Here is a 25,265-nt window from a genome sequence, read left to right on the forward strand (position 1 = left end):
CCCGCCAGGGCAAGCGGCATAAATATTACATGAAAAGCACGCGGTTGAGGCTCACCAGGAATTCCGCGCTGGGATCGCGAGCGCCCGTTCCCGTCATGCGCTCGACGACGGCTTCGTAGCCAAGATCGCGGCGCTTGGGCAAACGTTCCTTTACCGCTGAGGCTAGTGCGGCTGGCATTTCCTGCCGCGTCAGATCCGTGCAATAGCAGGGCGACCCCGGCTGCTGCCGCCAGGAGTCGGCCAGTGTGCCAGCATATACCGCGTCAAAACCGCTATCCTCGACCAGCGCCATTCCCACCGTACGGCTGCGATCATCATCGGCAGACACGGGAATGGCAAGACGATCGGGATCGCCCGCGGGCTTGGCTTTGTTCGCGAATGAATCCGACCCTATCGCATTCCACGCCTTCGCGACGGGGCGCCCCAGCTGCTCGACGACCCACAAGCTCTCCACCTGGCCCGCCTCGATAGCATTCATGCCGCTGTCGCGAGCCGGATAATAGTTTGATGTGTCGATGACGACCGTTTCAGCGGGCAGCGCCGCGATCAGTGGCGCTACGTCGGCAATACGCAGCAGCGGGATCGACAGGATCACGACATCGACATCCGCCACAGCCTCGGCGGCCTCAACCGCGCGCGCGCCATTGGCCAACATCTCGGCGTCGATCGACTTGGGACCACGCGAGTTCGCTACCTTCACCTCATGTCCCGCCGCGCTGAGTACCAGCACGAGGGTCTTGCCGATGTGACCGGTGCCAAGAATACCAATTTTCATGAATCATCTCCCAGTTTTCATAAGTGTCCCGGATGTTGACGGACCGGCTACTCTGCGGGAATTGCCAAAGCATCCAGAGTTTGCCGAAGCCCCTCCAAGGCGTCATCACTCAGGTCGCAAACCGACCTGATCTTGGCGGTGACGCCGATGATTTCGCTATCAAGCGACCGGGCGTAGGGCGTCAGGTCCACCAGAACGCGACGCTCATCCCCTGGATCACGCGTGCGCGTAACAATGCCCGCCGCACCCAGCCGCTTGAGGATGGGCGTAATCGTCCCCGCATCCATGTCCAGCCGATCGCCTAGCGTTCCCACAGAAGCCGGCGAAGCCTCCAGCAAGGACAACACCACCAGATATTGGGGGAACGTGAGCCCAAGCCGCGTCAGAAAGGGCGTATGCATACGCACCATTCTGTTGGCCGCCCGATAGAGCGAAAAAGACAATTGCGTACCAAGCGACATAAGATAAACCATTTCTCTTGCCCGCTATTATATAGCGCACTATGTAATATGAGATTATATGTCAAGCCGTCGTTCTTGAGATTGTGGCGACGATGGCTCACCGGTTGTCGATCGAAAAAATATCGTATATGGGTCCTATAATCTATATGAGAGGAACATCATGCCTGCCATCGGTCTCACCCTTGATCGCACCACACATATGTTGTCCGCTGAAGAGCTTGCAGATTTGGCGTTGAAGATCGAACGGCTCGGCTTCGACAGCGTCTGGCTGCTCGATTCGTTCGGCCGTGATCCTTACATGGCGTGCGCCTATATGTTGTCGAAGACATCGACCCTAAAAGTGGCTACTGGCGTTGCGACTGCCTATAGTCGCGATGCAATGGGCGCCCAGCAGACGCGAGAAGCCTTATCCGAATTCTATCCTGGCCGATTTCTCATGGGTATCGGCGCATCCAATCCAATCGTGATTGCCAAACGCAAGGGCGAGTGGGTTGCCCCACTGCCGAAAATGACGTCCTATCTGGAAGATATGGCAGAAGTCCAGTTGATCAGCCCGAAGCCGGAACAGCTGGCCCCTGTCATTCTTGCAGCCCACGCGCCCGGCCTGCAAAAGCTGGCGGTCAAACATGCGCAAGGCATGGTAACGTGGATGATGCCTGCCGGCATCATCACTGAAGCGAGAGAGCGCGTAGGCCCCAACTTCAATATCACCGCGCAGATATTATGTGTGCTGACCACCGATGCTGAAAAGGCGCGCGCCGTCGCCCGCGCCTATCTGGCCATGTATATCGCCCTGCCCTATTACCAAGCGGCCTTCGCCAAATGCGGATTCGAGGAATCCGACTGGAGCAACGGCAACAGCGACCGGTTGATCGACGCCCTGACTGCCTGGGGTAGCAATGACCAAATCCTCGCCCGCGTTGAGGAATTTGCCGGCGCGGGTGCCGACCGTGTCGTGCTCAATGTGATACGTGAAGACGAAACCCAGCGCGCCGACGGAAAGCCACCGGTCATTATCGGTGACTGGGTGGGTATTGAAGACCTGGCCGCCATTCTTGCCACCAACTAGGGCTTTTGCAGCCTAGACGGAGGCCATGCTGGCAGCAACGTAATGACCTGTGAGAAAGGAGGCGCAGCAAAGCCGCCGCTGCAGCCTTCGATTGGGAGAAATAATGCCGCATTCCCGTCTCTTCGACACGCTTCCTATGGCGCGTGGCCCGGCCCTGAAGAACCGCCTGATGCTGGCTCCGCTCACCAACCAGCAGAGCCACATCGACGGCAGTCTGTCCGAGGAAGAGGTCCGCTGGCTCGCGATGCGTGCAAAGGGCGGCTTCGCGCTGGTAATGACTGCTGCCGCCCCGGTTCAGCCTGTCGGACAGGGCTATCCCGGCCAACTTGGCGTCTTCGCTGACGGACATATCGAAGGGCTGACCCGCTTTGCGGCCTCCGTCAGAGACAATGGAGCCGTTTCGGCCGTACAATTATACCATGGAGGCGAACGCGCTGATCCTGACTTGGTGGGAACGCCTGTTGCCGCGTCCGACAGCAAGCGCAACGGGGCCAGGGGTCTTAGCCTAGTCGAAGTCGAAGCCTTGCGGGACGACTTCATAAGTGCGGCCTTACGCGCCGACGCTGCCGGCTGTGACGGCGTACAGATACACGGAGCGCATGGTTATATTCTCGCGCAGTTCTTTTCACCTACGATCAATCAAAGGGACGATCGCTATGGTGGTAGCTTCGAAAACCGCGCCCGTCTCCTCCTGGAAGTCATAGACGGGATCCGCCGCCAGTGCCGTCCCGACTTCCAGATCGGACTTCGCCTTTCACCCGAACGTTTCGGGATGAGGCTCGCCGAAGTCCGTGAACTTGCAACGAGCATCATGCAGGCGGGACAGATTGATTATCTCGACATGTCACTATGGGATGTTGCGAAGGAGCCTCATGAGGAGGAATTTCAGGGCCGCAGCCTGCTGAGCTATTTCACCGAGTTGCCGCGTGGAAATGTACGCCTCGGCGCGGCCGGCAAGATCATGGATGCAGCGACCGCTGTGAACCTGATCGATGCCGGTTGCGATTTCGTGACGATCGGCCGTGCGGGCATACTGCGCCACGACTTCCCCATGCGCGTACATCAGGATTCGGCATTTCTGTCACCGCCGCAACCCGTCGACGTCGAGCATCTGCGAACGGAAGGGGCGACCGACCCATTCATCGCCTATCTGCGCACGTTCCCGGGATTTGTTGCCGAACAGGAACAGGCGAGCACCTGAACTGCGCTCGTGAACCGGTGCAGCGCCGTTTCTATCACGATAGTAGCCTCATCAAGCAGGAGAGTTAACATGACACAAGAATCGCCATTTACCCGTGACCGCAATCTGTTCGCGGTCCGCTGGACGGTGGATCCGGCGCGCCGCGAGGAGTTTCTTCAGACTTTTGAAAATGTATGCGAACAGGCTAAGCCCTATTATTATCGTGGCTGTGTTTTCGCATTTCAGGGTTGGGCGCGCGATCCGAACGAATTCGTCGTGTTCGCATCGTGGGACGATGACGTCGCGGCGGAATTGCGCCTAGTTCCGGAGTTTCAGGAATTTAACCGCCAGCTTTTGGATTGCTGCAGCGGACCTGTGCTGATGGAACAGTTCAGCGGAATGGACATCGATCGTCATATCTTCGACGATTTCCCGGCCGGAAAATCAACGGCGCACAAATTCGGCGACAAGAACGCTTTCATCGTCCGTTAAATCGGCGCTCGGTGCCGCCGCTTGCGGCGGCACCGATATTATCTCCGCCCTGCGCGCCCGCAAAGAGCGCAACCACCAGCCTTGTTCAGCCCTGCGCGCCCCCATCGGGCGAAGCAAACAGGCTGATCAGTTCGAATTTTTGAATTTTTCCCGATGCCGTGCGTGGAAACTCGCTCACGATCTGCCACAGCTTGGGAACCTTATGTCGCGCGATCCGATCGAGCAGGAACGCGCGAATATCCTCGACCTCGACTGTCACCCCCGGATCGCATCTGATCGCAACCGCGACCTCTTCACCCCAGCGCTCGTGCGGTACGCCGACGACCGCGCATTCGGCGATCCCCGGATAGTCGCCCAGCCGATCTTCGATTTCGCGGGGGTAGATGTTCTCGCCACCGCGAATGATCATCTCCTTGAGCCGCCCGGTTACGCGAACATAGCCCAGATCGTCCAGCGTGCCGAGATCGCCCGTCCGCAGAAAGCCGTCATCGTCGAACGCAGCGGCGGTAGCGGAAGGATTGTCGAAATAGCCGCGCGTCATATAAGGGCTGCGTATCCGGATTTCGCCGATCTCGCCAAGTCCCAGCGTTGCGCCGGTGGCAACATCGGAAATTTTCAGTTCGGTGTAAGGATAAGGCTTTCCAACCGTGCCAGCGATGACTTCGACCGGATCTCCGCGCAAGGATTTGCACATGACGCCGCCCGCTTCGGTCTGGCCGAACATGATCTGGACATCGGCATTGAAGCGCGCGCCCAAACGGCGAACGAATTCGGGTGATATCGTTGTGGCACCCGTCTGGATGACTTCAAGGGATGACAGGTCGGTCTTGTCGAAATCCGGATGCTCCATGATAGCGAGTGCCATAGTTGGAACGCAAGGAAACCAGACAATCCGCTCCTGTTCGATCAGCCGCAACACGTCTCCGGCGTCGAAGGCGCGCAATATGATATGGGTGCTAAGCCGCGATATGCACCCCAGGACAGTGCTGACCGATCCCCCGATGTGGAAGAAAGGCATGACCCCCAACCACGGCAGGCCGTCGTCCAGCAGGTAGAGTTCCGATCCCAGCAACGCATTGTTCACGATACCGCGGTGATGCAACTTCACCGCCTTGGGTAGGCCGGTCGTACCGGACGTATAGAGGATAAGCGCCGTGTCATCCGGCTTGACCTCAACATCGACGCGGATTTCCGGCGCGTTCGCGATCTGGTCCTCCCACTCGCGCGTTAGCAATATGGTACGCAAATGCGGCAGCGACGATCGAATTCCCTCGATGGTATCGACCAGGGAAAAGCCACGATATTCCGTATCCGCGATCAGACCGACAGCCTGACTCTGTCGAAGCAACGCCTCGACTTCGCCCAGACGCAACGCCGGATTGAGGGTGACGAGCACAAGGCCCGCCTGCGCCGCCGCCATCTGATACACTATCCATGGCCCGCTGTTGGAGCCCCAGATGGCGACATGCTCACGCGGCTTGAAATGGGTGAGGAGCGTTCGCGCTAGCCGCTCGGCATCAGTTTGCAGTTGCTGATAGGTCCATGCGCGGTCCCCATCTTTTATGGCAATTCGATCAGGCGCGCTATCGGCCGCGCGCTTTAGAAGTTGCCCAACCGTCCAATCCTGGATCCTCGATCCCTCCTGGACCAGAGAATGTACGTCAGCCATCTGATTTCCTCATCTCACATTCGGCTATCATGCCAATATGCGCCCCTATATGGATACTATATCCTATCACAATCACCCTTTCAGGCAACCATAAGCTGAAGCGCGCATTCTGCGATCCCTCGCCGTAGTGCAATCAGGTGAAAGGTTCGACACCCATTGACACGCCATCAGTAGGTCCTATAACCTATAGCCAGATTTGTGGGGAGGGCCAGAGGCTTTTACGTACGGCTGATCATGCATGGTTCAGCGGGCTGCGTACAGTGCGTTGATCTTCCTCTCGATCGGCCCCATAAACTGGACGATGCGATTGGCCGTCGAGTTGATGCACCTTACTCCAAAGTCTGACACGAAAAAATGAGGCATCCGTTCTTGCGGTACGCCGAAACCCGCAACGGAGTTTGATGATGGATTTCGCTTTGAGTGAGCGCGGACAGGAGTGGCTGCTCCGGGTCCAGAATTTTTTGGGGGAGCATGTCTATCCCAACGAGGCTGTCTACGAAGAACAGCTGGGTGACGACACCAATGATCCGTGGCGCGTTCCGCCGCTGATGCTGGAACTGCAGCAAAAGGCCCGCGATGCCGGCCTTTGGAACATGCATATGCACGATACGCGCCACGGGCCGGGCCTGAGCAACCTCGACTATGCGCCGATCGCAGAGGCGCTGGGCCGGGTCCACTGGGCGTCGGAAGTGTTCAACTGCAACGCGCCAGACAGCGGCAATATGGACGTGCTCTCCCTCTATGGCAGTCCCGATCAGCAGGAAAAATGGCTAAAGCCCATGCTGGCGGGCGAGATCAAGTCAAGTTTCGCCATGACTGAGCCGGCGGTTGCCTCTTCCGATGCGACGAATGTGGAGACCCGGATCGAGCGCGACGGTGACCATTATGTCATCAACGGTCGCAAATGGTGGATCACCAACGCCTATAATCCGCGCACCAAGATCTTCATCGTCATGGGCAAGACAGATCCCACCGCGCCCCGTCATCTGCAACAGACGCAAATACTTGTCGAGCCAACCACCCCCGGCGTGACGCTCGTCCGGTCGCTGCCCATCTTTGGCTATCACGACCGTCCGCACGGTCACGCCGAAATCCTTTTTGAAAATGTCCGTGTCCCGGCGGAAAATGTGATCTTGGGCGAGGGACGCGGGTTCGAGATCGCACAGGGACGGCTGGGGCCGGGTCGCATTCACCATGCCATGCGCATCATCGGCGTGTCCGAACGCCTGCTGGAAAAATTATGTTTGCGCCTCACCTCGCGCGTCGCCTTCGGCAAGCGCCTGTCGGACGAAAGCGTGTGGAAGGAGCGGATCGCCCGCGCCCGCATCAATATCGAAATGAGCCGCCTGCTCGTTTACAAGACCGCTTGGCTGATGGACACGGTCGGCGTGCAGCAGGCCAGGAACGAGATTTCCCAGATCAAGGTGATCGTGCCTGAACTCGCGCAACATTTGTGCGACGTCGTCCAGCAGGCTCATGGCGCGGCGGGCATGTGCGACGATTTCGGCCTGGCTTATACCTTCGCGCGACTGCGCGTCATGCGTATCGGCGATGGCCCCGACGAGGTGCACAACCGCGTCATCGCGCGTAACGAACTGGCAAAATACAAGACCGCCAAACCCAGCGAGGTAGCATATCATGGCTAACCGGCAGGAACTGCTCACCGGAACCGAAGTGCCGCCCGAACATCTGGCGCTCGATCGGCTGAAGCTTGCTGCTTACCTCGCGCCGCGCGTGGATGGGCTGGGTGGCGATTTTGCGATCGAGAAATTCAAGGGCGGTCAGTCGAATCCGACCTACAAGCTGGTGGGGCAGGACAAAAGCTATGTCCTGCGTCGCAAGCCGCCCGGCCAGCTATTGGCATCGGCGCACGCGATCGGCCGTGAATATCAGGTCACAAAGGCGCTGGCCGACGCGGGCTTTCCCGTCCCCCGCCCTGCGCTCTATTGCGAGGATGAGTCCGTCATCGGTTCGGCCTTCTACATTACCGAATTTATCGACGGACGCGTATTCTGGAACGCTGATTTGCCAGGCGTGGCGAAAGCGGATCGCACCGCCATCTACGATTCGATGAACGCCTATATCGCCGACCTTCACGCGCTCGACTATAAGGCGCTCGGCCTTGAGACGTTCGGCAAGACAACCGGGTTTACCGCCCGCAACCTCAAACGCTGGTGCACCATATACGAGCAGTCCAAACTGGTCGAGGTGCCGGACATAGACTGGCTGATGCAGGCGCTGCACGATCGCCTTCCCGAGCAGGAGCCGACTACGATCCTGCATGGCGACTTCGGCCTGTATAACGCCATGGTGCACCCGACCGAACCGAAGATCTTGTCGGCGCTGGATTGGGAAATGTCGACGCTCGGCAATCCCTATATAGACTTGGCGCACAACAGCCGCGCCTGGTGGGAACCGCTCGGCTTTGCCGAAGGTAGCGCGACGTCGCTTGTGGGAAAAGATCTCGATGCTTTGGGCATCCCTACGCTGGACGCCTATATCGAAAGCTATTGTCGACGCGTCGGTATCGCCGCGATCCCGCATCTCAGCTTCTATCTGGCGTTCGTGCAATTCCGTTATGCCGTGATGATTCAGGGCATATTGAAACGCGCCAGCACGGGCACGAGCATAAATCAGCGCGTCAGCCACACGCAGGATCGAGTCGCCACGATTGCCGCACTCGCCCGCAAAACCCTCACTGAATCGCTATAGGTCCGGTCATGAAACAATATTTCGATTTCAGCGGCAAGGTCGCGCTGGTGACCGGCGGAAGCCGCGGTCTGGGGGCGGCGATATCGCGCGCCTTTGCCGAACAGGGTGCCGACGTGATCATCGCCAGCCGCAACGCAGAAAATTGCGAACAACTGGCAGCTGAAATTGCAGCCGAGTTCGGCGTCCGCGCCCTTGGCATCGGCGCGCATCTGGGCCGGTGGGACGATATCGACCGGCTGGCCGAGACCGCCTATGCCCATTTCGGCAAGATAGACATATTGGTCAACAATGCCGGTATGTCGCCGCTTTCCGATGGGTCGATCGGGACCCCCGAAGCCTTGTTCGACAAGGTAGTCGGCGTCAATTTCAAGGGACCATTTCGCATGACAGCGCTCGTCGCAAGCCGGATGGTGGAAGGCGATGGTGGCAGCATCATCAATATTTCCTCGATCGGGTCGATACGGCCTCAACCCGAATATGCGCCCTATTCCGGCGCCAAGGCCGCTTTGAACGCCATCACGACCGCGCACGCATTTGAATATGCGCCCAAGGTCCGGGTCAACGCGATCCTGCCGGGCAGCTTCCGCACCGACATTGCCAAGGCCTGGTCGCCCGACAAGGAAAAGAACATCAAGTCGGCGATCAAACGCTATGGCGAACCTGAGGAAATCATATCGACGGTACTCTACCTCGCGTCCGATCATTCAAGCTTCACGACCGGCGCGCTCATTCAGGTCGACGGGGGCCGCCCCTGAGCTGATCGGAGGCTGACCTGACCGAAGGCAGAGGCGCATGGCCGCGCGTCATGATCCTCTGCCGGTCACCTATCGGTCTCTGGCCTGGATGTCCGCTTCCGCGCGCGCCTTTGCCATCTCCAGATAGGCCATGACCTTTTCCCGCGGTACGGAAGGTCGGCATATCGACAGGCCTCCATCCACTGCCAGATGGGTGCCGGTCACAAAGGCGGATTCATCGGACCCCAGATAGGTCGATGCGTAAGCGATATCGACCGGCTTGCCCGCCCTTGGCAGTGGCTGGGATCCCGACGCCATTTCGTCCAGATAGGCTGGCATCAGATCCGCGACATCCTTGCTGGCACCGATCAACTGGCCCCACATAGGCGTGGCGTAAAATCCCGGAACGATAGCATTCACCCGTATATTGTCGGCGGCGAGTTCAAAAGCCGCCCAACGTGTCAGGTAGAGCACGGCCCCTTTGCACACGACATAGACCATGCTGGCGGCCGGCGAAAAATTTTCAGACGCCGCCGAAGCAAGCAGGACGATGGAGCCGCCGCCGCGCCTATTCATGGGACCTATGGCATGTTTGATGGCCAAGACATGGCTACGCAGCAAAGTCGATTGACCGTCATCCCAGGCTTCGCTCGTCAGGTCGACGATTTTCGCCTTATGATCCACCGACGCGGCTGCATGGACGAGGATGTCGAGACCGCCGAACCGCTCTTCGGCCATAGCCATCGTTGCGGCAATGGCATCCTCGCTGCGAATGTCGCACCGGCTGAACGCGACGGATCCCGGAGACTGCGCTTCCAGCATCGCACCCTTCTCAGCCTGGATGTCCGCGACGACAAGCTTTGCCCCCTCAGCCACGTACAGCTCGACGATTCCGCGCGCTATTCCTGATACGCCGCCCGTGATGACAGCCACTTTGCCAGATAGACGTCCCATCCCGCACTCCTTCCCCTATCGCATCTTCATAACAAGGCCGTTGTCACTTGGACCGCCAGCCACCATCTACCCGCAGGGTGGTTCCCGTAATGAAACTGGCCGCGTCAGACGCAAGGAAGAGGACCGGCCCGGCGATCTCCTCCGGTTCTGCGAACCGCCCCATCGGGGTTACGGACCGCACGAAATCGTCAACCTCCGAGGCACCACCCATCACATCGAAGATGTTGGTCCGAACGCCGCCCGGTGCCACCGCATTGACGCGAATGCCGCGCTGTGCGACTTCGCAGGCGAGCTGGTTGACCAGTCCGGCCACCCCATATTTCGATGCGGTATAGGCAACGCCCCCCGCCAGGCCGCCCATGCTGGCGACTGAGGACGTCAGGACAATATTGCCCCGAGTCCGGGCAAGATGGGGGATGGCCGCGCGCGCGCCGAAGAAGCTGCCCGACAGATTGACCTCGATATTGCGGTGCCACAAGCTGTCGGACATTTCGTCGCAGGCTGTACCCGCATCGATGACGGCGGCGTTCCCGAAATAGACGTCGAGCCGACCGAACAAGGATATCGCCTGGTCGATCATGGTATCGACTTCCGCCCGGACACTCACATCAACTTGCCAGGCCTCCGCTGTCGCCCCCGATGCACGGATGAGATCGACCGTCTCCTGCGCTTTATCCCCGACGATGTCGGCAACCAGGACCGCAGCGCCCTCGCGGGCGAAGGCCGATGCTGTGGCCCGTCCGATGCCCGATCCCGCGCCGGTGACAATGACGACCTTATCGATGAAACGACGATCCGGCATGGCTTGGCACTCCTTCAAAATGGCCACTGATATGGTCTGCTTGCGTCTCAACGCTGGCTAGCGCGCCAGAGGGATGCCACACTACAACTGGCTGCTTGAGGGCATAGCGTCGATGGAACGCCAGACCATAGCTAAGGCGATAGGTGCACCTATCTTGGCCAAACCTGCGATCTCAAATCCTCTCGCATTTATTTTAGTATACGGTATCTATCGACTACACTTTGCTCATCGGGTTCGCAAGGTCGGGATGGGCAGCGTGGGGAGATGAGGCATGTTGCAGGCAGCCAACATTTCGGACCGCACCCGCCAGCTTGCTCGCTCCGGGCGCGCGACATTCATCGACATAAATCAGTATATAGTGCCTAATGATTTGAAGTTGCCTCTGTCACCATGTATGAGATGGAATATGGCCCCGCCGCGATGCCTTTGCCCTGACCGAACGGATAAGCTGGGCGGTCGTGGGATCGGATTCGCCCGCCTGGGCGATGGAACATGCATTGGCGACGATCTCTCGTCCGGTTGCGCGCGCGTTATGATGGTGAAGGAATAAATATGAACGCATATATAGTTTCAGCCGTGCGAACCGCAGGTGGCAGGCGTAATGGGCGCTTGTCGGGGCGTCATCCTGTCGAACTGGCAGCAGAGGTCCTGAACGCCGCCGTTGAACAGGCCGGCGTTCCTCCCGAAGCAATTGAGGACGTCATATTGGGGTGCGTCACACAATATGGCGAGCAGTCGCGGCAGATCGCGCGCTTTGCCGTACTGGCGTCCAACCTCCCCCAGTCCGTGCCTTCGATCACCATCGATCGACAATGCGGATCATCGCAACAAGCGATGCAGTTCGCGGCGCAAGCGATCATGTCCGGCACGCAGGATATCGTGATCGCAGCAGGCGTCGAGAGCATGAGCCGTGTCCCTCTCGGCTCAGCGACCAACAGCGCGCAGGGGGCTACTCCCATGGTGCAGTCGATCCGCGATCGCTTTTCAGTCAATGATTTCAGCCAATTCGCAGGCGCGGAAATGATCGCGAAAAAATGGGGCTTCACGCGAGAGGATCTCGATACGTTCGGCCTTGAAAGCCATCGCCGGGCGATGGCCGCGACCAATTCCGGCGCGTTCGATGCTGAAATTGTACCTATCGCGATCACGCTCGCGGATGGGACAACAGACTTGCACTTCAAAGACGAAGGCATCCGCTGGGATGTGTCTGCGGAAGGTATGTCGAGCGTCAAGTCCGTAGTCGACGGCGGCCTTATAACGGCGGCCACATCGTCCCAGATCACTGATGGCGCCGCCGCTGTCGTCATCGTGTCGGAAAAGGCTCTGAAGGAATATGGGCTGACCCCTATTGCGCGGATCGCCAGTTTCATCGTGACCGCAGGAGACCCGGTCATCATGCTGGAAGAACCCCTCTATGCAACGGATAAGGCGCTAAAACGCGCAGGCATGGCAATCAGCGATATCGATCTATTCGAAGTGAACGAGGCGTTCGCGCCCGTGCCGCTTGCTTGGCTGAAGCATACCGGCGTCGACCCTCTGAAAATGAACGTCAATGGCGGCGCGATTGCGCTGGGGCATCCGGTTGGGGCGTCAGGCGCAAAATTGATGGCAACGCTGGTACATGGTCTTCGGGCAAAGGGCCTTAAATATGGGCTTCAGACCATGTGCGAAGGCGGCGGGCAAGCTAACGTAACGATTGTGGAGGCGCTGTAGCCTATGATTGCTGGCTTCACCAAATATAAGAACCCGCAGACGAGGCGAGTGATCGATCCGGCAGTTTCTCGGTCAGCTTATGAGACCTGTGCGCGGGTGGGCGTAGAGCTATGAAATCGCGCAGATATTCGATGGGTTATCGATCCGTCCTGCGCTTTGCGGTCGGAGGCGATATCATGCTGGAACGGAGAGAATATTCATCGTGTGCTTGAGGTTGTAGGCAATGGCGGTGAGGTGGACTTGGACGGCGGCTTTGGCGAGACCTCGCCATCGCATTCGGCGCAGGCCGTAGCATCGCTTCCATGTACCGAAGATCTTCTCGATGCGGGCGCGGACGCGATGGATCGGTTGATTCCATTCATGGAGCTTGCGGAGCGTTTCAGCTTCGTCGCGACCCCACATGCCGGTGGCGACGATCCGGGGAATGCCGCCCTTTGCCAGCACGGCATCACAAAAGTGAATGCCGCGATAGGCGCTGTCGGCAAACACCTCGCCAGGATTGTCGGGCAAGGCACCGGAACCTGCCTTGCCGTCATTGATATTGGCTGAGGTGACGGAGACTTCCTCAACCAACGCGGTATCGGCATCGGCGCCCACGTGAGCCTTAAAGCCGTGAACAGCCCGTTTTCTTTTGTGCTTTACCCAGCGCGCATCATCATCGTCTTCACTGGCCGAGGCGATGATGGTGGCATCGACCAGTGTCCCGGTCTTGACCGTCACCGCCTTGGCCTTGAGCTGCATGGTCACTGTTTCAAACAGCGATCGGTCAAGTTGGTGCGCGACCAGCAGTCGACGGAATCTGACAAACGCGGTACGCTCTGGCGTCGCCTCATTCACGGAAAACCCGCAGAAGCGGCGAAAAGAGGCCCGGTCGTCCAGGGCCTCAGCCAGCTTCACATCGGACAGATCATACCAGATCGACAACAGGAGCGCTCTGAACATTGCCAGGGGCGGCCAAGCGGGCTCACCTTTGGAGGCCGGATAAAGCGGATCGAGAAGAACCGCGACCGCGTGCCAATCAATCAGCGATACAAGCGCGTCCAGCGATGACGTCGTGCGCTCGGACCCTGAAAACCCAAATCGCTCCTGACCAATCGAACGCTGCGCCACGGCCACTCTCCTCCCTGGAAAGCCCATAGAATCAGCAATTAACGCGCCTGTCTACGCCCACCCGCGCACAGGTCTCCTAATACCAACGTGCGATGATTGTGACTCATCCCCCCTCCCCGGCGGGCAGGGTTGGTTGGAGTGACTCCCGTCAAGGGGAGGGGGAGCGTGGCGAAGCCGAGCGCCCACGCTGGCGGTAGCACACCCCAACCCAACCTCCCCCATAAGGGGGAAGAGTGTTAGGGGTCACGATCATTGCAACTTGGTATTATAGTGTTTGCCCTCATGTCGGCCGATGATCCGATTGCGCCGCGATTTCGACAAGCGCCAAGGATATGGCCTCTGCTAATCGAGGTTGACCGACGAACCATGCATGGTAGGGTATTGGTTTTAGCAACTAAACCACTAAAGGGAACGCAATTTTGGGCGAAGAATCTACTCCCGACCGTATCCTGTCCACCGCGCTCAGGCTTTTCAATAGCAGTGGCGTGGATCGCGTTCCCATATATAAAATTGCGTCCAGCCTGAGTATCAGCCCGGGTAATTTGACCTATCACTTTGCAAAAAAGCAGGACATCATTTATGCATTGATAGATCGGCTTGAGCAGGATGCTGCCGACGTATTGGCAAGTCCGCGCAATCCTGGAGCCAAGCAACTCGCTGAATATATAGTCAATTTATTCAGCCTGATGTGGCGTTATCATTTCTTCTTCGAGTCACTGACCTATTTTACTGCCACAGATCCACATCTGGCAGAAAGCTATCATCGAATAATGACAACTGCGATCAAGGGATCGATTCATAGAATAGAGCAGGCGATCATTTGCGGAGACATTGCACCGCTTGTGGCTCCCAACAGTCCTCAAATTCTGGGAGAAAATATGTGGGCAGTCTGGGTGAACCGCCTTGGCGCAGCGCGATCAGGTACTGACGCGGATAGTGACGGGCTGGATGCGATATATGATTGTTGCATCCATCACATTAGCCTGATCCAACCCTACGCAAGTACAACCTATGTTGTGCGGCTACACAATGCCGTCAGAAACCTCTTAAATGTTGAGGAACCGTCAAAATCTTTAGTAGGGTGAAAAGCTGCTCACTTACGTATTGAACTCGTCAGAAATTAGATATTTTCATAGCATGCCATTTTCTATCTACGCAGCGTAGAAGGTTGAACAAAATTAGTTAGATCATCAAATTGTCGACGGATTTTATATTCGCAGCGATTGTTCCAAGGGCTTTCGTCATAGATTTTACTTGGATATGTTTGATTTTATCGTGAAGCCTCATCAACGCCCTGATCTGGATGGCATCGATAATAGTCCACCATTTCAGCAATCGCGGCTCGTACGGTATAATCCGGGTGGAAACCGATTTCGCGAATCGCTCGCGCGCCATCGATATTAGGCGGAAAGGCGGATCCGGGAGGTGCCTTCATATCGCGGCTGATATCACAATCGGGCGCAAGGTCTCGAATGATCGCGATAATCTCGTCTTCAGTGAAAGACCGTTCTGTTGGTGTGTTGAACAGCCAGTGTTCTGACGGCGGCGCGAGCGTCGCATCCACGCAGAATTTAGCCTGATCCTTGTTGTAGATCATTTGGATGCCCGTTTTGGCCCATGAAGGGAAAACGGAGGGGCGCCCGACAGCAGCATTGTAAATGATCCGGTTGTAATTGGCACCCCAACTGCCGGTCAATTTGCCAAGACCGAAGGCAAAGGCGACACGAACGCAGGTGGCATCAAGACCTTTCTCACGATAAATGGCGGTCATGAGTTCGCTGTAATATTTGCTTGTACCATATGTCGTGGTCGGGGCGATCCGGTAATTTTCATCGACAGGCCTGCCATCATAGTCAGGCAGTGTCCCGACAGCTGCGATTGAACTGCTCCAGCATACGCGCTTCACCCCTTGCGCGAGTGCCACCTCAAAGATGTTTGCTGTACCCCGGCAATTCACGTCGAGCGCTCTAATAGGAAAATTGACCGACTCAGGTCCAAGATAACCGGCGAGATGGAGGATATGGGTTATTCCCCTGTCTTTGACGATATCCGTCAACAGATCGACATCCAAGATGTCACCGGCCACGACATCCGCGTCTGGCACGATCGCGGTCAACATCGGCGCTTCGTCATTTCGATCGAGAACGGTGACGTCGTGCCCGCGCCGCGTAAATTCGGCAACCGCATACATGCCAATATTTCCGGTGCCGCCGGTAACCAAGATTTGTCCCATTCCGTCCACCTATGCTGGCTGTTCCCAGGAGTTCTCCATCGGATTGCGCCAAGGTAAACCGTCGGACAGGGTTGGGCACCGAGCTACAACCGCTGCCCCTGCTCACTACCGCGGGTCGAATGACATCCAGAGTTTTTGTAATCCATAAGGCGTGTATCCTTCAAGCGGGACACAACTGTCACCGCCCCGGCTGAACCGGAAATTTTTCATCCGTTGCGTCAGGGCCTGAAACGCCAGGCGCAACTCGCCCCGCGCAAGCTGATTACCGATGCACAGATGGATGCCCGCACCGAACGCCAGATGGCTATTGGCATTTTTCCGTTGGAGGTCGACATCCGCCGGACAGCCGAACTGTGCAGGGTCGCGGTTCGCCGCACCGAAACGCAATTCGACGATCGAGCCGGTAGGGATAGTGACGTTGTCAAATTGGACATCGGCCAAGGCCGTACGCCACAGACATTGCAGCGGCGTAGCGGTGCGCAGTGCTTCTTCGACCAGGGTCGCGATCTTCGCCGGGTCAGCGTGGATCGCGTCGGCAAGCTCTGGGCGCTCAATCAAAATGCGCATGCCCGAAGCAAGTGTTGTGGTCGTCGTCTCGTTACCAGCGACAAGAATCTGAAATACGATGCTGTGGAGTTCCTGATCGTTCAGTCGACGGCCGTCCGTGTCCATATTGACCAGCCGACTGATCAGCATATCGTCTGGTTCGGCGCGTACCCGTTCGATCTGGACCGCCATATATTGTTGCAGTTCGATCAGCACCTTCGCCAGTTCCAACTGGCGCTCGGGCGTCAGCGGACCTGTCGTTTCGACCGCCGCGTTTGACCAGTGCTTGAACATCACCCGGTCTTCGCGCCGGACTCCCAATTGATCGGCGATGACAAACATCGGCAAGGGAATGGCAAAATCTTCGAGAAAATCGATCTCGTCGCGATCCAAAATGCCATCGATCAGGTCGGCGATCATTGCGTTGATCGCAGGCTCCAGCCCTTTCACCTTGGCAGAGGTGAATACCTTGTCGACCAGAGAGCGGTAAGTGCGGTGCTCTGGCTGATCGTTGGACACGAGCGTATCCATCGGCAGCCAGCCGTCCTCCTCAAACATGGCATTCGCCTCCGGCGACCAGCGATCGCCAAGAAAGGGCGTCTTGTTACTGAGTATCGAAGGGCTCAACAACGCTTTGCGGACATCCTCATACCGAGTCAGGACATAATGCCCCGTCTTCGGATCATGGAACACCGGCTGCTCCTCTCGCAGCGTGTCGTAAAATGGAAATGGACACTTTTGAATTTCGGGGTCCGCGAAACTCTGTAGCGATGTCAGCGTCATAGCCTAAAACTCTCCTAACCATCGACATTTTCCGGGCTTCATTGAGCCATGCCAGCGGAACCATGAAGCCAATTGCATCCAACTCGCCGCACGAGTCAATAAATAGTTTGAGCGATCACTCTCTTTTTTGCTATCAAGGCGCAATGTGATAGGCCCGCATGAGCTTTAGCCTTCAGTTCGCTGGGCGATGCATTATGAGGTGGCAATGGCAGGACCAACGGCAGTAATGTTGCGGCGAGAAGAACGGCTTAAGCGTCGGCAGACGCAGATTCTGGATGCAGCGCGCGCATGCGTTCGAGCGGACGGGTTTCATGCGGCAAGCATGAGCCAAATATGTGCCGAAGCATCGATGAGTGTCGGCCACGTCTATAAATATTTCGCTACCAAGGAAGCGATCATGATCGCGCTGGTCGAGCGAGATTTTGAGGACTTCATGGCGCACGTGACGAGACTGCGCAGCGCCGGAAAGCCAGACATCGAACTGGTAATCAATGAGTTTTTGAACGATATCCTGTGGTTTCTTGATTATGATCGCGCTGCCCTCGCTTTGGAAACATTAGCGGAGTCGGCGCGCAATCCCAAATTTGCAGCCCTCGTGGCTCGCGTTGATCGCCTGTTTCGCGATGAGTTCCGAAAGATCGTTGGCCCTCTGCTGGACGGTTTCACGGCGGTTGAAATCGACATTCGTATCGACATGCTCTTGGTCATTACGCGCGCTTTCGCCATCCATATAGGCACACATCCGTCCAGCGATCCGCATTTCATGGCTGGTTGCGAACTCGTACTGCGCGGTATCCTCTCGCCAAAGCAATAGGCGTTAATCCACCGTGCCAGAGCCACGCTTGGCGTGATGTATCCGGATAAAAGCGTGAGCGCGAAGCTCCAGCAGATTCGCCAGTCGCTCCCGCCTCCCCTTGCCTAGTATTTAGTATTTGTGTACCATGCATACTCTATAAACGCGCACGGCAGGTTATCGTTGGTCGAACATAGCGCCAATATCGAATTATTTTTCGCGCTCTTGCCGGGCGGCGAACAGCATAGCGCTCATGCACAAGCCCTGTCTAGAACCGCGATGCCTTACATTCCCGCGATGTCTCGTGATGCCAGAGCTTTTAAGGGGTACGCCTCTTTCCGTGGGATCGATCGGCGTTCGCCTCGACATGGATACCGGCACGATTAGGCCACTGCTGAAGCGCCTGGCGGCTGCGGGGTTGGTGACGCGGACCCGTGATCGGGCAGACGAACGTCGCGTGCTCGTGGATGTGGCGCCGCAAGGCCGCGCCTTGGAAGTTGAAGCCCGTAGTGTCCCTGGCAAAATAAAGGCGGCATGTCAGCTTGTTGAGTCGGAACTAGAGAATCTCCGTAATATGCTGGAAAGCGTTGCATTTCCGGCGATCTGAGCAAGCACAATATTATTTGATCAACAGCGGCGAAGTTCGCACAGGAAAGGATTACTGGAATGGCGGGCAATCTTGCAGGGCGCTCCATATTGATCACCGGCGGCGCAAGCGGTATTGGTCGCGCCGTAGCTTTGCGTAGCGCAGAGGCGGGCGCATCCATTACGGTTACCGACGTTAATGTCGAGGCTGGCACGAAAGTGTCGGACGAGATCATCGGGAATGGCGGAAAGGCGCAGTTCGTCAGGCTGGATGTCTCCGATGAAGCGCAACATCATGCAGCAGTGGCAGCAGCGGTGAAGGCGTTCGGCAAGCTCGATGGGTCCTGCAATGCCGCAGGAAAACCGTTCCAGGGCAGACCGATGCATGAGATCGACCCAGACTTTTGGGAAAGCGTTTATGCGCTCAACCTTCGCAGCGTTTTCTTCGCGACGCGAGCGCAGGTGCCCGCGATGCTGGAGGCGGGCAAGGGATCGATCGTCAATATCGCATCAACGGGAGGTATAGCCGCTTTCCCTGGCGGCGCGGATTACTGCACCGCAAAGGGCGGTGTCGTGGCGGCCTCCCGGGCGGCGGCGATCGACTATGCCAAGCTGGGCATCCGCGTAAACTCGGTGCTTCCCGGAGCCACCCGGACGCCCATGATGCAGGGGCAGATCGACGCGTTCGACGGACTGGAGGACATGATGATGGCTGCCAACCCCATGGGCCGCCTCGCTGAACCAGACGAGATCGCCTACGCCGTTCGCTGGCTGCTGTCAGACGAGGCAAGCTTCGTGACTGGTACAATGATGATCGTGGACGGCGGCCTCACCGCAGCCTGACATCAACATGGGCGATGGAACTTCACAGGAGTTTCCAAGGCACAGTCCGGGCGCCAATTCAAACGGACAACCAGAGATCCGACGAGTACGTCGGACCGATAAAATAAGGAGGGGACTAAAATGACGACAATATCCAAATCCGCGCTTTTGAGCGGCGCCTCTATGGCTCTTGTCGGTCTGGCGATTGCCGCGCCTGCCCAGGGCCAACAGACGCCCGCCGATCCGATGCAAGCGCAGCCGACCAATAGTGCTGCGCCTGCCGGGCAGGTAGGCGAAATCGTGGTGACCGCACAGCGTCGGTCCCAGCGGTTGCAGGATGTTCCGATCGCGATCACGGCCATTTCGCCCCAAAGCGCAACGCAGCTCGGCCTGCGCAACCTTCGCGACATCCAGTTGGCGATGCCAGGCACTGACCTTGCAGCCGCAACCGGCTTCACGATGCTTTTCATCCGCGGCATTGGCGTTCCCTTCACCACGCCTGGCCTTGAACCGCCGGTCGCGATCTATCTCGACGGCGCATATCTGCCGCGTGCCGGCGGCCTCAATTCGCTTCTGGACATGGTAGATCCCGGCCAGATCGAAGTTCTGCGTGGGCCGCAGGGCACATTATACGGGCGCAACGCGACAGGGGGCGTACTTCTGCTCAACAGCGCGAACCCGACTGACAAATTCGAGGGCCGTGTGATGGCGGAATATGGCCGCTTCGATCACAGGCAGATCGACGGAATGCTGAATGTGCCGGTTTCCGACACCTTCAGCATTCGTGTCGCCGGTCGACTGAGGAAAGAGGACGGCTATATTACCAATTATGATGGTACGAAGCTGGGCCAGCAGAATAATTACACCTTGCGCGCGCGCGCAAGGTGGACGCCGACCGATGACCTTGAAATATATGGCGGAGTCGAGTGGCAAAGGAGCCGCGCGTTCGAGTTCATCGATCAACTCGGTAATGGCGCGCCGATATGCTATGTCTGCCAGACGACCGGTCAAACCAAATCCAGCTTCTATGAGGCCGGGGAAAACGCGCCTACGCCCTATTATAATCGACTTTTTAAAGCTGATCTTCGTGCGAAACTCAGCCTGGGCAGCGTCGACATCTCAAGCTTGACGACCTACTTCAATAATATCAGCGTCCAGCGAGCCGACAATGACTTCACGCAAGCGCCGGTCTTTTTCTTCAATGTGCTGAGAAATGGCGGAAAGGCCTTTGCGCAGGAATTTCAGCTGACATCCAATTTCGATGGGCCATTTTCGTTCATCTCCGGTGTCAATTATCTTCACGACAAGCCTCATCTGGACATCCAGCTGGACGGTTCGGCCTATGATTTTTCCGTTGCTGCAACGGGCTCTTACCCGGCGAGCTTCAACAGCCTGACGACAGATTCCATCTCCGCTTTCCTCGAAGGAACGTATGAGATTACGGATCAGATCAAGGTGATTGCTGGTGGGCGCTACACCCATGACAAGCGGCGGATATCCGTAACCAACGGCCCGGGCTTCCAGTTGTTCGGCGCGCCAGCGGCCTACACCAGGTCAGCCTCGTTCGAGGCCTTCACGCCGCGCTTCGTCCTTGCCTGGGACAACGGCCCCGTGAACATATATTACAGCTATACGCGCGCCTTCAAGGCAGGCGGATTTTCCTCCGCCGCGCCGTTTCCCGGAGCGCCCGTCGACCCGGAAAAAATGTTCAATCACGAAGTCGGCGTAAAAACATCGTCATTCGGTGGCAGGCTGCGGACCGCGCTGTCGGCCTTCTATTATAAGAATAAGGGGCTACAGACGCAGATCCTTGATGCCACCGGATCCGGGACCGTCACCCAGAATGCAGGTGCGACCGAAGGCTATGGCGTAGAGTTCGAAATCAACGGCGATCCAGTACGCGGTGTACAGCTCGGCGCGTCGTTCGGCTATCTCCATGCCGACTATCTCCGCTACCCGAATGCCTCGCAGGTGTGTTTCGATCCAACCGGCACCTCCAATCCTACGGCACCAGGCGCAACATTATATCCTTGCTCGATGGACCTGTCGGGAACACGAGTGCCGCACGCACCGAGGGTAACTGCGTCGCTGAACGCCCGCTACAGCTTCGACATTGGGGGCTGGGAAGCCAGTCTTTCCGGCATTGCCCAATATCGCTCGCGCTTCCTGTTCTGGCCAGGCGCTGGTGGGCAACTGGGCCATGATCAGCAGAAGGGATACACCGTCGCCAACATCTCTGGCTATGTAAGCCCCCCGGGCACGGGCATCCGGCTTGGGCTATATGCCGATAATGTATTCGGCACGAAATATACGCTCATCAGGACGACAAGCCAGCCCTATGGAACATATTTCAGCGCGGCTAAGCCTGTCACATATGGAATGCGCGTAGAATATAATTTCTAAAGAGCGGGTGTCCGACTGTCAGCAAAGTGGCTGACAGAGTTGGGACAAGATCGGCGGGCCCTGCCCGCCGATCTTGTCCGACTCTCAGATCAGATGTTCCATACCCATGGCGGTGAGGACGCCGTTCTGGATGGGCGCAACGGCTTCATTTATCGCGGCAACGCCGAAATCCAGGCCGTCTGGCATGACGACCGTGCGCAGCGGGCGCCGCTCAGTCGCTTCGACCAAATGTGCGATCGCATCGGCAACGAGTTGCGGGCGTGGCGGATTGGCGGGATCGTGCGACTGGTCGGAACCGGCCTTGATCTGGCCAGGGATCGCCGCGACGTCACCATAGGATGCGAGCACGCCCGTGTCCGACGGCTCAGGGCTGGACGAAATGAGATTGCTGGGGAACGGACCCGGCTCCACGATGACTGAATCGATCCCGAACGGGGACAATTCGTAGCGATAGGTTTCGGCCAGCGCTTCGAGAGCAAACTTGCTTGCTGAATAGATGCCAAAAAAAGGGATGGTAAACCGCCCCATCAACGACGTGACCTGAATCAGAAGTCCGCTGCCAGCGGCGCGCATATGCGGCAACACGGCACGATCGGTACGGATGGCACCAAAGAAATTGACCGCGAACAGCCGTTCGACGTCGGCCATCGTATAGGCTTCGGTCACCCCGATCGGCATCAGCCCGGCATTGTTGACCAGCGCATCGATCTTGCCATGCTGCGCGATGATGCTGTCGATCGCCGACTGGACCGATGCGTCCTCGGTGACATCCATCTCAAGCACCTGCAGCGGATTGCCTTCCGCCTTTGCGGCCCCGATCAGTTCGTCGCGGATCTGGCTGTTGCGCCCATCAACGTCGCGCATGGTCGCGATGACGCTATGTCCACGCCGGGCCAGTTCCAGCACGGTGAGTTTCCCAAACCCGCTGCTTGCGCCGGTCACGACAATTATTTTCTTGCTCATTCCATATCCCATCGACTCGTTTGTAGGTGACGTAGACATAGACAGACCTGTCTATCTATGCAAATATAAAATCGACAAGGCGCTCTGGTCATGCTTCGACATCGTTCAGGGCCAGGTGGAAAATGGAGCCGTGGCATGCAGGAAACGATCAATCTCGACGATCAGGCTTTCGCCGCACTCCCTCCGCGAGAGCGCATCCTGAGAACCGCGTCGGATTTATTCTACCGGTTCAGCGTCCATACCGTCGGCATTGATCGGATCATCGCCGAAAGCGGCGTTGCCAAGATGACCTTCTACAAGCACTTCCCCTCCAAGTCCCGATTGGTGGCGGATTATCTCCGGCACAAAAACATTGTCTGGCTAGAAATGCTCGCGAACGCGACCGACCGGCCCGAACTGAAACCGGTCGAGCGCGTCCTGGCGATCTTTGACGCACTTGGCGGATCGTTCCAAACGGCACCCTTTCGTGGATGCCCATTCGTAAGGGGCCTGGCGGAATTTGGCCCGGACGCCGACTCTCCAGAGGTGCAGGCGACGATCGCCGCCTATTTCCAAAGCCTACACGACTTGGTCGCTGACCTCATCGCGCCATTGGCGTTGAGTGAGCCGGATAAGACGGTGTTGCAGATATTGTCGCTCATTCAGGGGGCGATCGTCATGGCACAAACGACGTCCGACTCACAAATAGCGCAAGCCAACCGCGAGGCCGCCGCCGTGTTGCTCCGGGCCGGCGCGATTACGCAACGCCCGGAGAATATATGCTAAGGCTACGCTGTCGTTGTGTCAGACATGGTAATCCGGTTTTTCACGCTCGGGCGCTCCTGCATCTTGTCATACCACGTCACTAGCGTGTCGCACTCCGCGGGCACGGCCACGTCAAGCAAACCTGTAAAGATCAGGCCAGCGATAACGGCTATGTCGGCCATGGAAAATACATTTCCGGCAACGAATGGCTGATTGCGCAATATGGTGTTGAAGTAGCGCATGCCACGAAGAGCCTTGTCTCGCTGATACAGGCCCCACTCCTCGTTCTGATATAGTTCGACATCCGGACCAAGGCCGGGAGTGGCATGGTGGAAGTAGATGCTGATGGCATCGAGCATTTCCAGTTCGGCGCGCTTCGTCATCATGTGGATCAGGCCCTGCTCCAGGGGCGTCGTACCGGTCAGCGTGGGATGGCCGTCCAGAGTATCCAGATACTGGGTGATGGCCGTGCATTCGCCGATGAACGTGCCGTCGTCGAGTTCGAGCACCGGCAAGGTACCGGAATAATTTTTTGCCAGGAATTCTGGCGTCTTATGCTCGCCTTTGAGAAGATCGACCGGCACGAACTGGACCCGCGACTGCATGTTCTTCTCGGCCAGAGCGATGCGCACCCGCGCGGGATAAGGACCCATAGCCATATCGTGAATCTTCATGACAATTCGCCTACCTGCCAGTTGATAGATTCGGTATGGCTATCATGATCGCCACGTCAACGACTATCTGTTGATTGACAGACAACGGTGGAGGTCCGAGGACATTGAGATGAGTATGAACACCAGGGAGGCGATCCTGAATGCAGCCACGCGATCGGCGCAGGCACACGGCTATGGCGGACTGAATTTTCGCGATCTTGCAAAGGAGGTTGGGATCAAGGCGGCAAGCATCCACTATTATTTCCCCAGCAAGGCCGAACTCGGTGCCGCGGTGGCAAGCCGCTATCGGGAGAATGCGGCAACTGCCCTTGAAGCGCTGTCCGACGAAACGCCGGACCCGATAGCTTGTCTGCACTGCTATCCCGACACTTTCCGAACGGCGCTTGAGAACGACAACCGCATGTGTCTCGGCAGTTTCATGGCGGTCGAATATGATGATTTGCCCGACGCTGTGGCAAAGGAGGTGCAAGCCTTTGCCGACGTCAATATCGCGTGGATCGGGCGCCAACTTTCTGCGGCTTCCCTTATTGCCGCCGAGGACTGTGAGCGGAGGGCGCGGGCTATATTTGCCGCTATTTGTGGTGCGCAGCTCTTGGCGAGAAGCCGTTCAGATATCTCGATTTACGATTCGGCAATCGGAAGCTATCGCGAGGCGGGACTCTTGCCTGGCTAGATGGCGGCGGGCGTCTTCGTCTGCAACAGCGACACGCTGATTGATGCCCTGACCGCCTAAGGTAGCAATGAGAAAATTTTCGCCGGCGTCGAGGAATTCGCTTGTACCGAAGCCGACCGTGTCATGCATAATGTTGTGCGTGAGGAAGAAACCCAGCGTTTCGATCGAGATGCTCCCGTCATCATCTGCGGCTGGCAGGGCATCGATGACCTAGCTGCAATCCTTCCAGGGACGTAGCATATCGCCTGGCTTTGGATATCTTGGCGGCGTGCGGCGGCGGCCATGCGGCCGCCGCCTTTCCCGATCATGTAACGGCGCTTTGATCTGCCCCCCGCTGAGTGGCCCAGAGACTGTGATAGTCTGGACCACGAAAGG

24 protein-coding genes are annotated in these 25,265 nt (G+C 57.6%); 14 read left to right on the forward strand and 10 right to left on the reverse strand.

The annotated features are described in order from the left end of the window. Positions 1-25 precede the first annotated feature (25 nt). Positions 26-775, reverse strand: a complete 750-nt coding sequence (locus ACODR8_RS17475) for an NADPH-dependent F420 reductase (RefSeq protein ID WP_489008438.1) — start codon at positions 773-775, stop codon at positions 26-28. Positions 776-822: 47 nt separating this feature from the next. Then, positions 823-1,248 carry a MarR family winged helix-turn-helix transcriptional regulator gene (locus ACODR8_RS17480; RefSeq protein WP_489008439.1) on the reverse strand — a complete coding sequence of 142 codons (426 nt, stop codon included), beginning with the start codon at positions 1,246-1,248 and terminating at the stop codon, positions 823-825. 148 nt (positions 1,249-1,396) lie between these two features. On the opposite strand from ACODR8_RS17480, the gene ACODR8_RS17485 reads away from it, so the two are divergent. The 3 genes from ACODR8_RS17485 to ACODR8_RS17495 all read left to right on the forward strand — a co-directional run bounded on the left by ACODR8_RS17485 (position 1,397) and on the right by ACODR8_RS17495 (position 3,977). Beyond that, positions 1,397-2,305 (forward strand): LLM class flavin-dependent oxidoreductase, encoded by a 909-nt coding sequence (locus tag ACODR8_RS17485; protein WP_224551117.1) that lies wholly within the window; start codon positions 1,397-1,399, stop codon positions 2,303-2,305. Positions 2,306-2,408: 103 nt separating this feature from the next. Continuing rightward, positions 2,409-3,506, forward strand: coding sequence for an NADH:flavin oxidoreductase (locus tag ACODR8_RS17490; protein WP_224551116.1), 1,098 nt, complete (start codon positions 2,409-2,411; stop codon positions 3,504-3,506). A gap of 69 nt (positions 3,507-3,575) precedes the next feature. Beyond that, positions 3,576-3,977 carry a putative quinol monooxygenase gene (locus tag ACODR8_RS17495; RefSeq protein WP_224551115.1) on the forward strand — a complete coding sequence of 134 codons (402 nt, stop codon included), beginning with the start codon at positions 3,576-3,578 and terminating at the stop codon, positions 3,975-3,977. Between the two features lie 85 nt (positions 3,978-4,062). Here the strand turns inward: ACODR8_RS17495 and ACODR8_RS17500 are convergent, their stop codons facing one another. Then, the gene (locus ACODR8_RS17500) at positions 4,063-5,646 is read right to left on the reverse strand and encodes a class I adenylate-forming enzyme family protein (protein ID WP_489008440.1); all 1,584 of its coding nucleotides are present in this window, start codon (positions 5,644-5,646) and stop codon (positions 4,063-4,065) included. A gap of 401 nt (positions 5,647-6,047) precedes the next feature. Between ACODR8_RS17500 and ACODR8_RS17505 the strand changes: the two genes are divergently transcribed. The 3 genes from ACODR8_RS17505 to ACODR8_RS17515 are packed head-to-tail and all read left to right on the forward strand — an operon-like array spanning position 6,048 to position 9,113. After that, the gene (locus ACODR8_RS17505) at positions 6,048-7,292 is read left to right on the forward strand and encodes an acyl-CoA dehydrogenase family protein (protein WP_489008441.1); all 1,245 of its coding nucleotides are present in this window, start codon (positions 6,048-6,050) and stop codon (positions 7,290-7,292) included. After that, positions 7,285-8,358: a phosphotransferase family protein gene (locus ACODR8_RS17510; RefSeq protein WP_489008442.1), complete on the forward strand. Its 1,074-nt coding sequence runs from the start codon at positions 7,285-7,287 to the stop codon at positions 8,356-8,358. The genes ACODR8_RS17505 and ACODR8_RS17510 overlap by 8 nt, the downstream gene beginning before the upstream one ends. Before the next feature lie 8 nt (positions 8,359-8,366). Continuing rightward, positions 8,367-9,113: an SDR family NAD(P)-dependent oxidoreductase gene (locus ACODR8_RS17515; RefSeq protein ID WP_489008443.1), complete on the forward strand. Its 747-nt coding sequence runs from the start codon at positions 8,367-8,369 to the stop codon at positions 9,111-9,113. A gap of 69 nt (positions 9,114-9,182) precedes the next feature. Here the strand turns inward: ACODR8_RS17515 and ACODR8_RS17520 are convergent, their stop codons facing one another. Next, on the reverse strand, positions 9,183-10,046 hold the full coding sequence (locus tag ACODR8_RS17520; protein ID WP_489008444.1) for an SDR family NAD(P)-dependent oxidoreductase: 864 nt from the start codon (positions 10,044-10,046) through the stop codon (positions 9,183-9,185). Between the two features lie 43 nt (positions 10,047-10,089). Then, entirely contained in the window at positions 10,090-10,848 is a 759-nt protein-coding gene (locus ACODR8_RS17525) for an SDR family NAD(P)-dependent oxidoreductase (RefSeq protein WP_489008445.1), read from the reverse strand. A gap of 552 nt (positions 10,849-11,400) precedes the next feature. Between ACODR8_RS17525 and ACODR8_RS17530 the strand changes: the two genes are divergently transcribed. After that, positions 11,401-12,561: an acetyl-CoA C-acetyltransferase gene (locus tag ACODR8_RS17530; protein WP_489008458.1), complete on the forward strand. Its 1,161-nt coding sequence runs from the start codon at positions 11,401-11,403 to the stop codon at positions 12,559-12,561. A 174-nt stretch (positions 12,562-12,735) separates the two neighbouring features. Here ACODR8_RS17530 and ACODR8_RS17535 read toward each other — a convergent pair whose 3' ends face one another. Beyond that, on the reverse strand, positions 12,736-13,671 hold the full coding sequence (locus ACODR8_RS17535) for an IS5 family transposase (RefSeq protein WP_489008446.1): 936 nt from the start codon (positions 13,669-13,671) through the stop codon (positions 12,736-12,738). Between the two features lie 419 nt (positions 13,672-14,090). On the opposite strand from ACODR8_RS17535, the gene ACODR8_RS17540 reads away from it, so the two are divergent. Next, positions 14,091-14,756: a TetR/AcrR family transcriptional regulator gene (locus ACODR8_RS17540; RefSeq protein ID WP_489008447.1), complete on the forward strand. Its 666-nt coding sequence runs from the start codon at positions 14,091-14,093 to the stop codon at positions 14,754-14,756. 185 nt (positions 14,757-14,941) lie between these two features. On the opposite strand, the gene ACODR8_RS17545 is transcribed toward ACODR8_RS17540, so the two are convergent. Both ACODR8_RS17545 and ACODR8_RS17550 read right to left on the reverse strand, forming a co-directional pair. Next, positions 14,942-15,904: an NAD-dependent epimerase/dehydratase family protein gene (locus ACODR8_RS17545; protein WP_489008448.1), complete on the reverse strand. Its 963-nt coding sequence runs from the start codon at positions 15,902-15,904 to the stop codon at positions 14,942-14,944. A 105-nt stretch (positions 15,905-16,009) separates the two neighbouring features. Further along, positions 16,010-17,233, reverse strand: coding sequence for a cytochrome P450 (locus ACODR8_RS17550; protein WP_489008449.1), 1,224 nt, complete (start codon positions 17,231-17,233; stop codon positions 16,010-16,012). A gap of 205 nt (positions 17,234-17,438) precedes the next feature. On the opposite strand from ACODR8_RS17550, the gene ACODR8_RS17555 reads away from it, so the two are divergent. From ACODR8_RS17555 to ACODR8_RS17570, 4 genes are all read left to right on the forward strand, one after another. After that, complete coding sequence (locus ACODR8_RS17555) at positions 17,439-18,047, forward strand: TetR/AcrR family transcriptional regulator (protein WP_489008450.1); 609 nt, start codon at positions 17,439-17,441, stop codon at positions 18,045-18,047. Between the two features lie 232 nt (positions 18,048-18,279). Continuing rightward, positions 18,280-18,633 carry a MarR family winged helix-turn-helix transcriptional regulator gene (locus tag ACODR8_RS17560; protein ID WP_489008451.1) on the forward strand — a complete coding sequence of 118 codons (354 nt, stop codon included), beginning with the start codon at positions 18,280-18,282 and terminating at the stop codon, positions 18,631-18,633. Between the two features lie 59 nt (positions 18,634-18,692). Continuing rightward, positions 18,693-19,454, forward strand: a complete 762-nt coding sequence (locus ACODR8_RS17565) for an SDR family NAD(P)-dependent oxidoreductase (RefSeq protein ID WP_489008452.1) — start codon at positions 18,693-18,695, stop codon at positions 19,452-19,454. A gap of 120 nt (positions 19,455-19,574) precedes the next feature. After that, positions 19,575-21,836, forward strand: coding sequence for a TonB-dependent receptor (locus ACODR8_RS17570; protein ID WP_489008453.1), 2,262 nt, complete (start codon positions 19,575-19,577; stop codon positions 21,834-21,836). A gap of 84 nt (positions 21,837-21,920) precedes the next feature. On the opposite strand, the gene ACODR8_RS17575 is transcribed toward ACODR8_RS17570, so the two are convergent. Beyond that, positions 21,921-22,799, reverse strand: coding sequence for an SDR family oxidoreductase (locus ACODR8_RS17575; RefSeq protein ID WP_489008454.1), 879 nt, complete (start codon positions 22,797-22,799; stop codon positions 21,921-21,923). A gap of 135 nt (positions 22,800-22,934) precedes the next feature. Here ACODR8_RS17575 and ACODR8_RS17580 point away from each other — a divergent pair, with 135 nt between their 5' ends. After that, positions 22,935-23,564: a TetR/AcrR family transcriptional regulator gene (locus ACODR8_RS17580; RefSeq protein WP_489008455.1), complete on the forward strand. Its 630-nt coding sequence runs from the start codon at positions 22,935-22,937 to the stop codon at positions 23,562-23,564. A gap of 2 nt (positions 23,565-23,566) precedes the next feature. Here ACODR8_RS17580 and ACODR8_RS17585 read toward each other — a convergent pair whose 3' ends face one another. Continuing rightward, complete coding sequence (locus ACODR8_RS17585) at positions 23,567-24,217, reverse strand: glutathione S-transferase (protein ID WP_489008456.1); 651 nt, start codon at positions 24,215-24,217, stop codon at positions 23,567-23,569. Positions 24,218-24,326: 109 nt separating this feature from the next. On the opposite strand from ACODR8_RS17585, the gene ACODR8_RS17590 reads away from it, so the two are divergent. Continuing rightward, positions 24,327-24,890, forward strand: coding sequence for a TetR/AcrR family transcriptional regulator (locus ACODR8_RS17590; protein WP_489008457.1), 564 nt, complete (start codon positions 24,327-24,329; stop codon positions 24,888-24,890). Positions 24,891-25,265 lie beyond the last annotated feature (375 nt).

It is taken from the genome of Sphingobium sp. FG58 (assembly GCF_057809055.1).

Excerpts from the sequence above, each read along its gene's own strand:
- ACODR8_RS17545 (WP_489008448.1), bottom strand. The coding sequence starts at position 15,904 with ATGGGACAAATCTTGGTTACCGGCGGCACCGGAAATATTGGCATGTAT.
- ACODR8_RS17475 (WP_489008438.1), bottom strand. The coding sequence starts at position 775 with ATGAAAATTGGTATTCTTGGCACCGGTCACATCGGCAAGACCCTCGTG.
- ACODR8_RS17530 (WP_489008458.1), top strand. The coding sequence starts at position 11,401 with ATGAACGCATATATAGTTTCAGCCGTGCGAACCGCAGGTGGCAGGCGT.
- ACODR8_RS17500 (WP_489008440.1), bottom strand. The coding sequence starts at position 5,646 with ATGGCTGACGTACATTCTCTGGTCCAGGAGGGATCGAGGATCCAGGAT.
- ACODR8_RS17505 (WP_489008441.1), top strand. The coding sequence starts at position 6,048 with ATGATGGATTTCGCTTTGAGTGAGCGCGGACAGGAGTGGCTGCTCCGG.
- ACODR8_RS17590 (WP_489008457.1), top strand. The coding sequence starts at position 24,327 with ATGAGTATGAACACCAGGGAGGCGATCCTGAATGCAGCCACGCGATCG.
- ACODR8_RS17525 (WP_489008445.1), bottom strand. The coding sequence starts at position 10,848 with ATGCCGGATCGTCGTTTCATCGATAAGGTCGTCATTGTCACCGGCGCG.
- ACODR8_RS17515 (WP_489008443.1), top strand. The coding sequence starts at position 8,367 with ATGAAACAATATTTCGATTTCAGCGGCAAGGTCGCGCTGGTGACCGGC.
- ACODR8_RS17580 (WP_489008455.1), top strand. The coding sequence starts at position 22,935 with ATGCAGGAAACGATCAATCTCGACGATCAGGCTTTCGCCGCACTCCCT.
- ACODR8_RS17560 (WP_489008451.1), top strand. The coding sequence starts at position 18,280 with ATGCACAAGCCCTGTCTAGAACCGCGATGCCTTACATTCCCGCGATGT.
- ACODR8_RS17570 (WP_489008453.1), top strand. The coding sequence starts at position 19,575 with ATGACGACAATATCCAAATCCGCGCTTTTGAGCGGCGCCTCTATGGCT.
- ACODR8_RS17585 (WP_489008456.1), bottom strand. The coding sequence starts at position 24,217 with ATGAAGATTCACGATATGGCTATGGGTCCTTATCCCGCGCGGGTGCGC.
- ACODR8_RS17550 (WP_489008449.1), bottom strand. The coding sequence starts at position 17,233 with ATGACGCTGACATCGCTACAGAGTTTCGCGGACCCCGAAATTCAAAAG.
- ACODR8_RS17490 (WP_224551116.1), top strand. The coding sequence starts at position 2,409 with ATGCCGCATTCCCGTCTCTTCGACACGCTTCCTATGGCGCGTGGCCCG.
- ACODR8_RS17520 (WP_489008444.1), bottom strand. The coding sequence starts at position 10,046 with ATGGGACGTCTATCTGGCAAAGTGGCTGTCATCACGGGCGGCGTATCA.
- ACODR8_RS17510 (WP_489008442.1), top strand. The coding sequence starts at position 7,285 with ATGGCTAACCGGCAGGAACTGCTCACCGGAACCGAAGTGCCGCCCGAA.
- ACODR8_RS17565 (WP_489008452.1), top strand. The coding sequence starts at position 18,693 with ATGGCGGGCAATCTTGCAGGGCGCTCCATATTGATCACCGGCGGCGCA.
- ACODR8_RS17555 (WP_489008450.1), top strand. The coding sequence starts at position 17,439 with ATGGCAGGACCAACGGCAGTAATGTTGCGGCGAGAAGAACGGCTTAAG.
- ACODR8_RS17575 (WP_489008454.1), bottom strand. The coding sequence starts at position 22,799 with ATGAGCAAGAAAATAATTGTCGTGACCGGCGCAAGCAGCGGGTTTGGG.
- ACODR8_RS17495 (WP_224551115.1), top strand. The coding sequence starts at position 3,576 with ATGACACAAGAATCGCCATTTACCCGTGACCGCAATCTGTTCGCGGTC.
- ACODR8_RS17485 (WP_224551117.1), top strand. The coding sequence starts at position 1,397 with ATGCCTGCCATCGGTCTCACCCTTGATCGCACCACACATATGTTGTCC.
- ACODR8_RS17480 (WP_489008439.1), bottom strand. The coding sequence starts at position 1,248 with ATGGTTTATCTTATGTCGCTTGGTACGCAATTGTCTTTTTCGCTCTAT.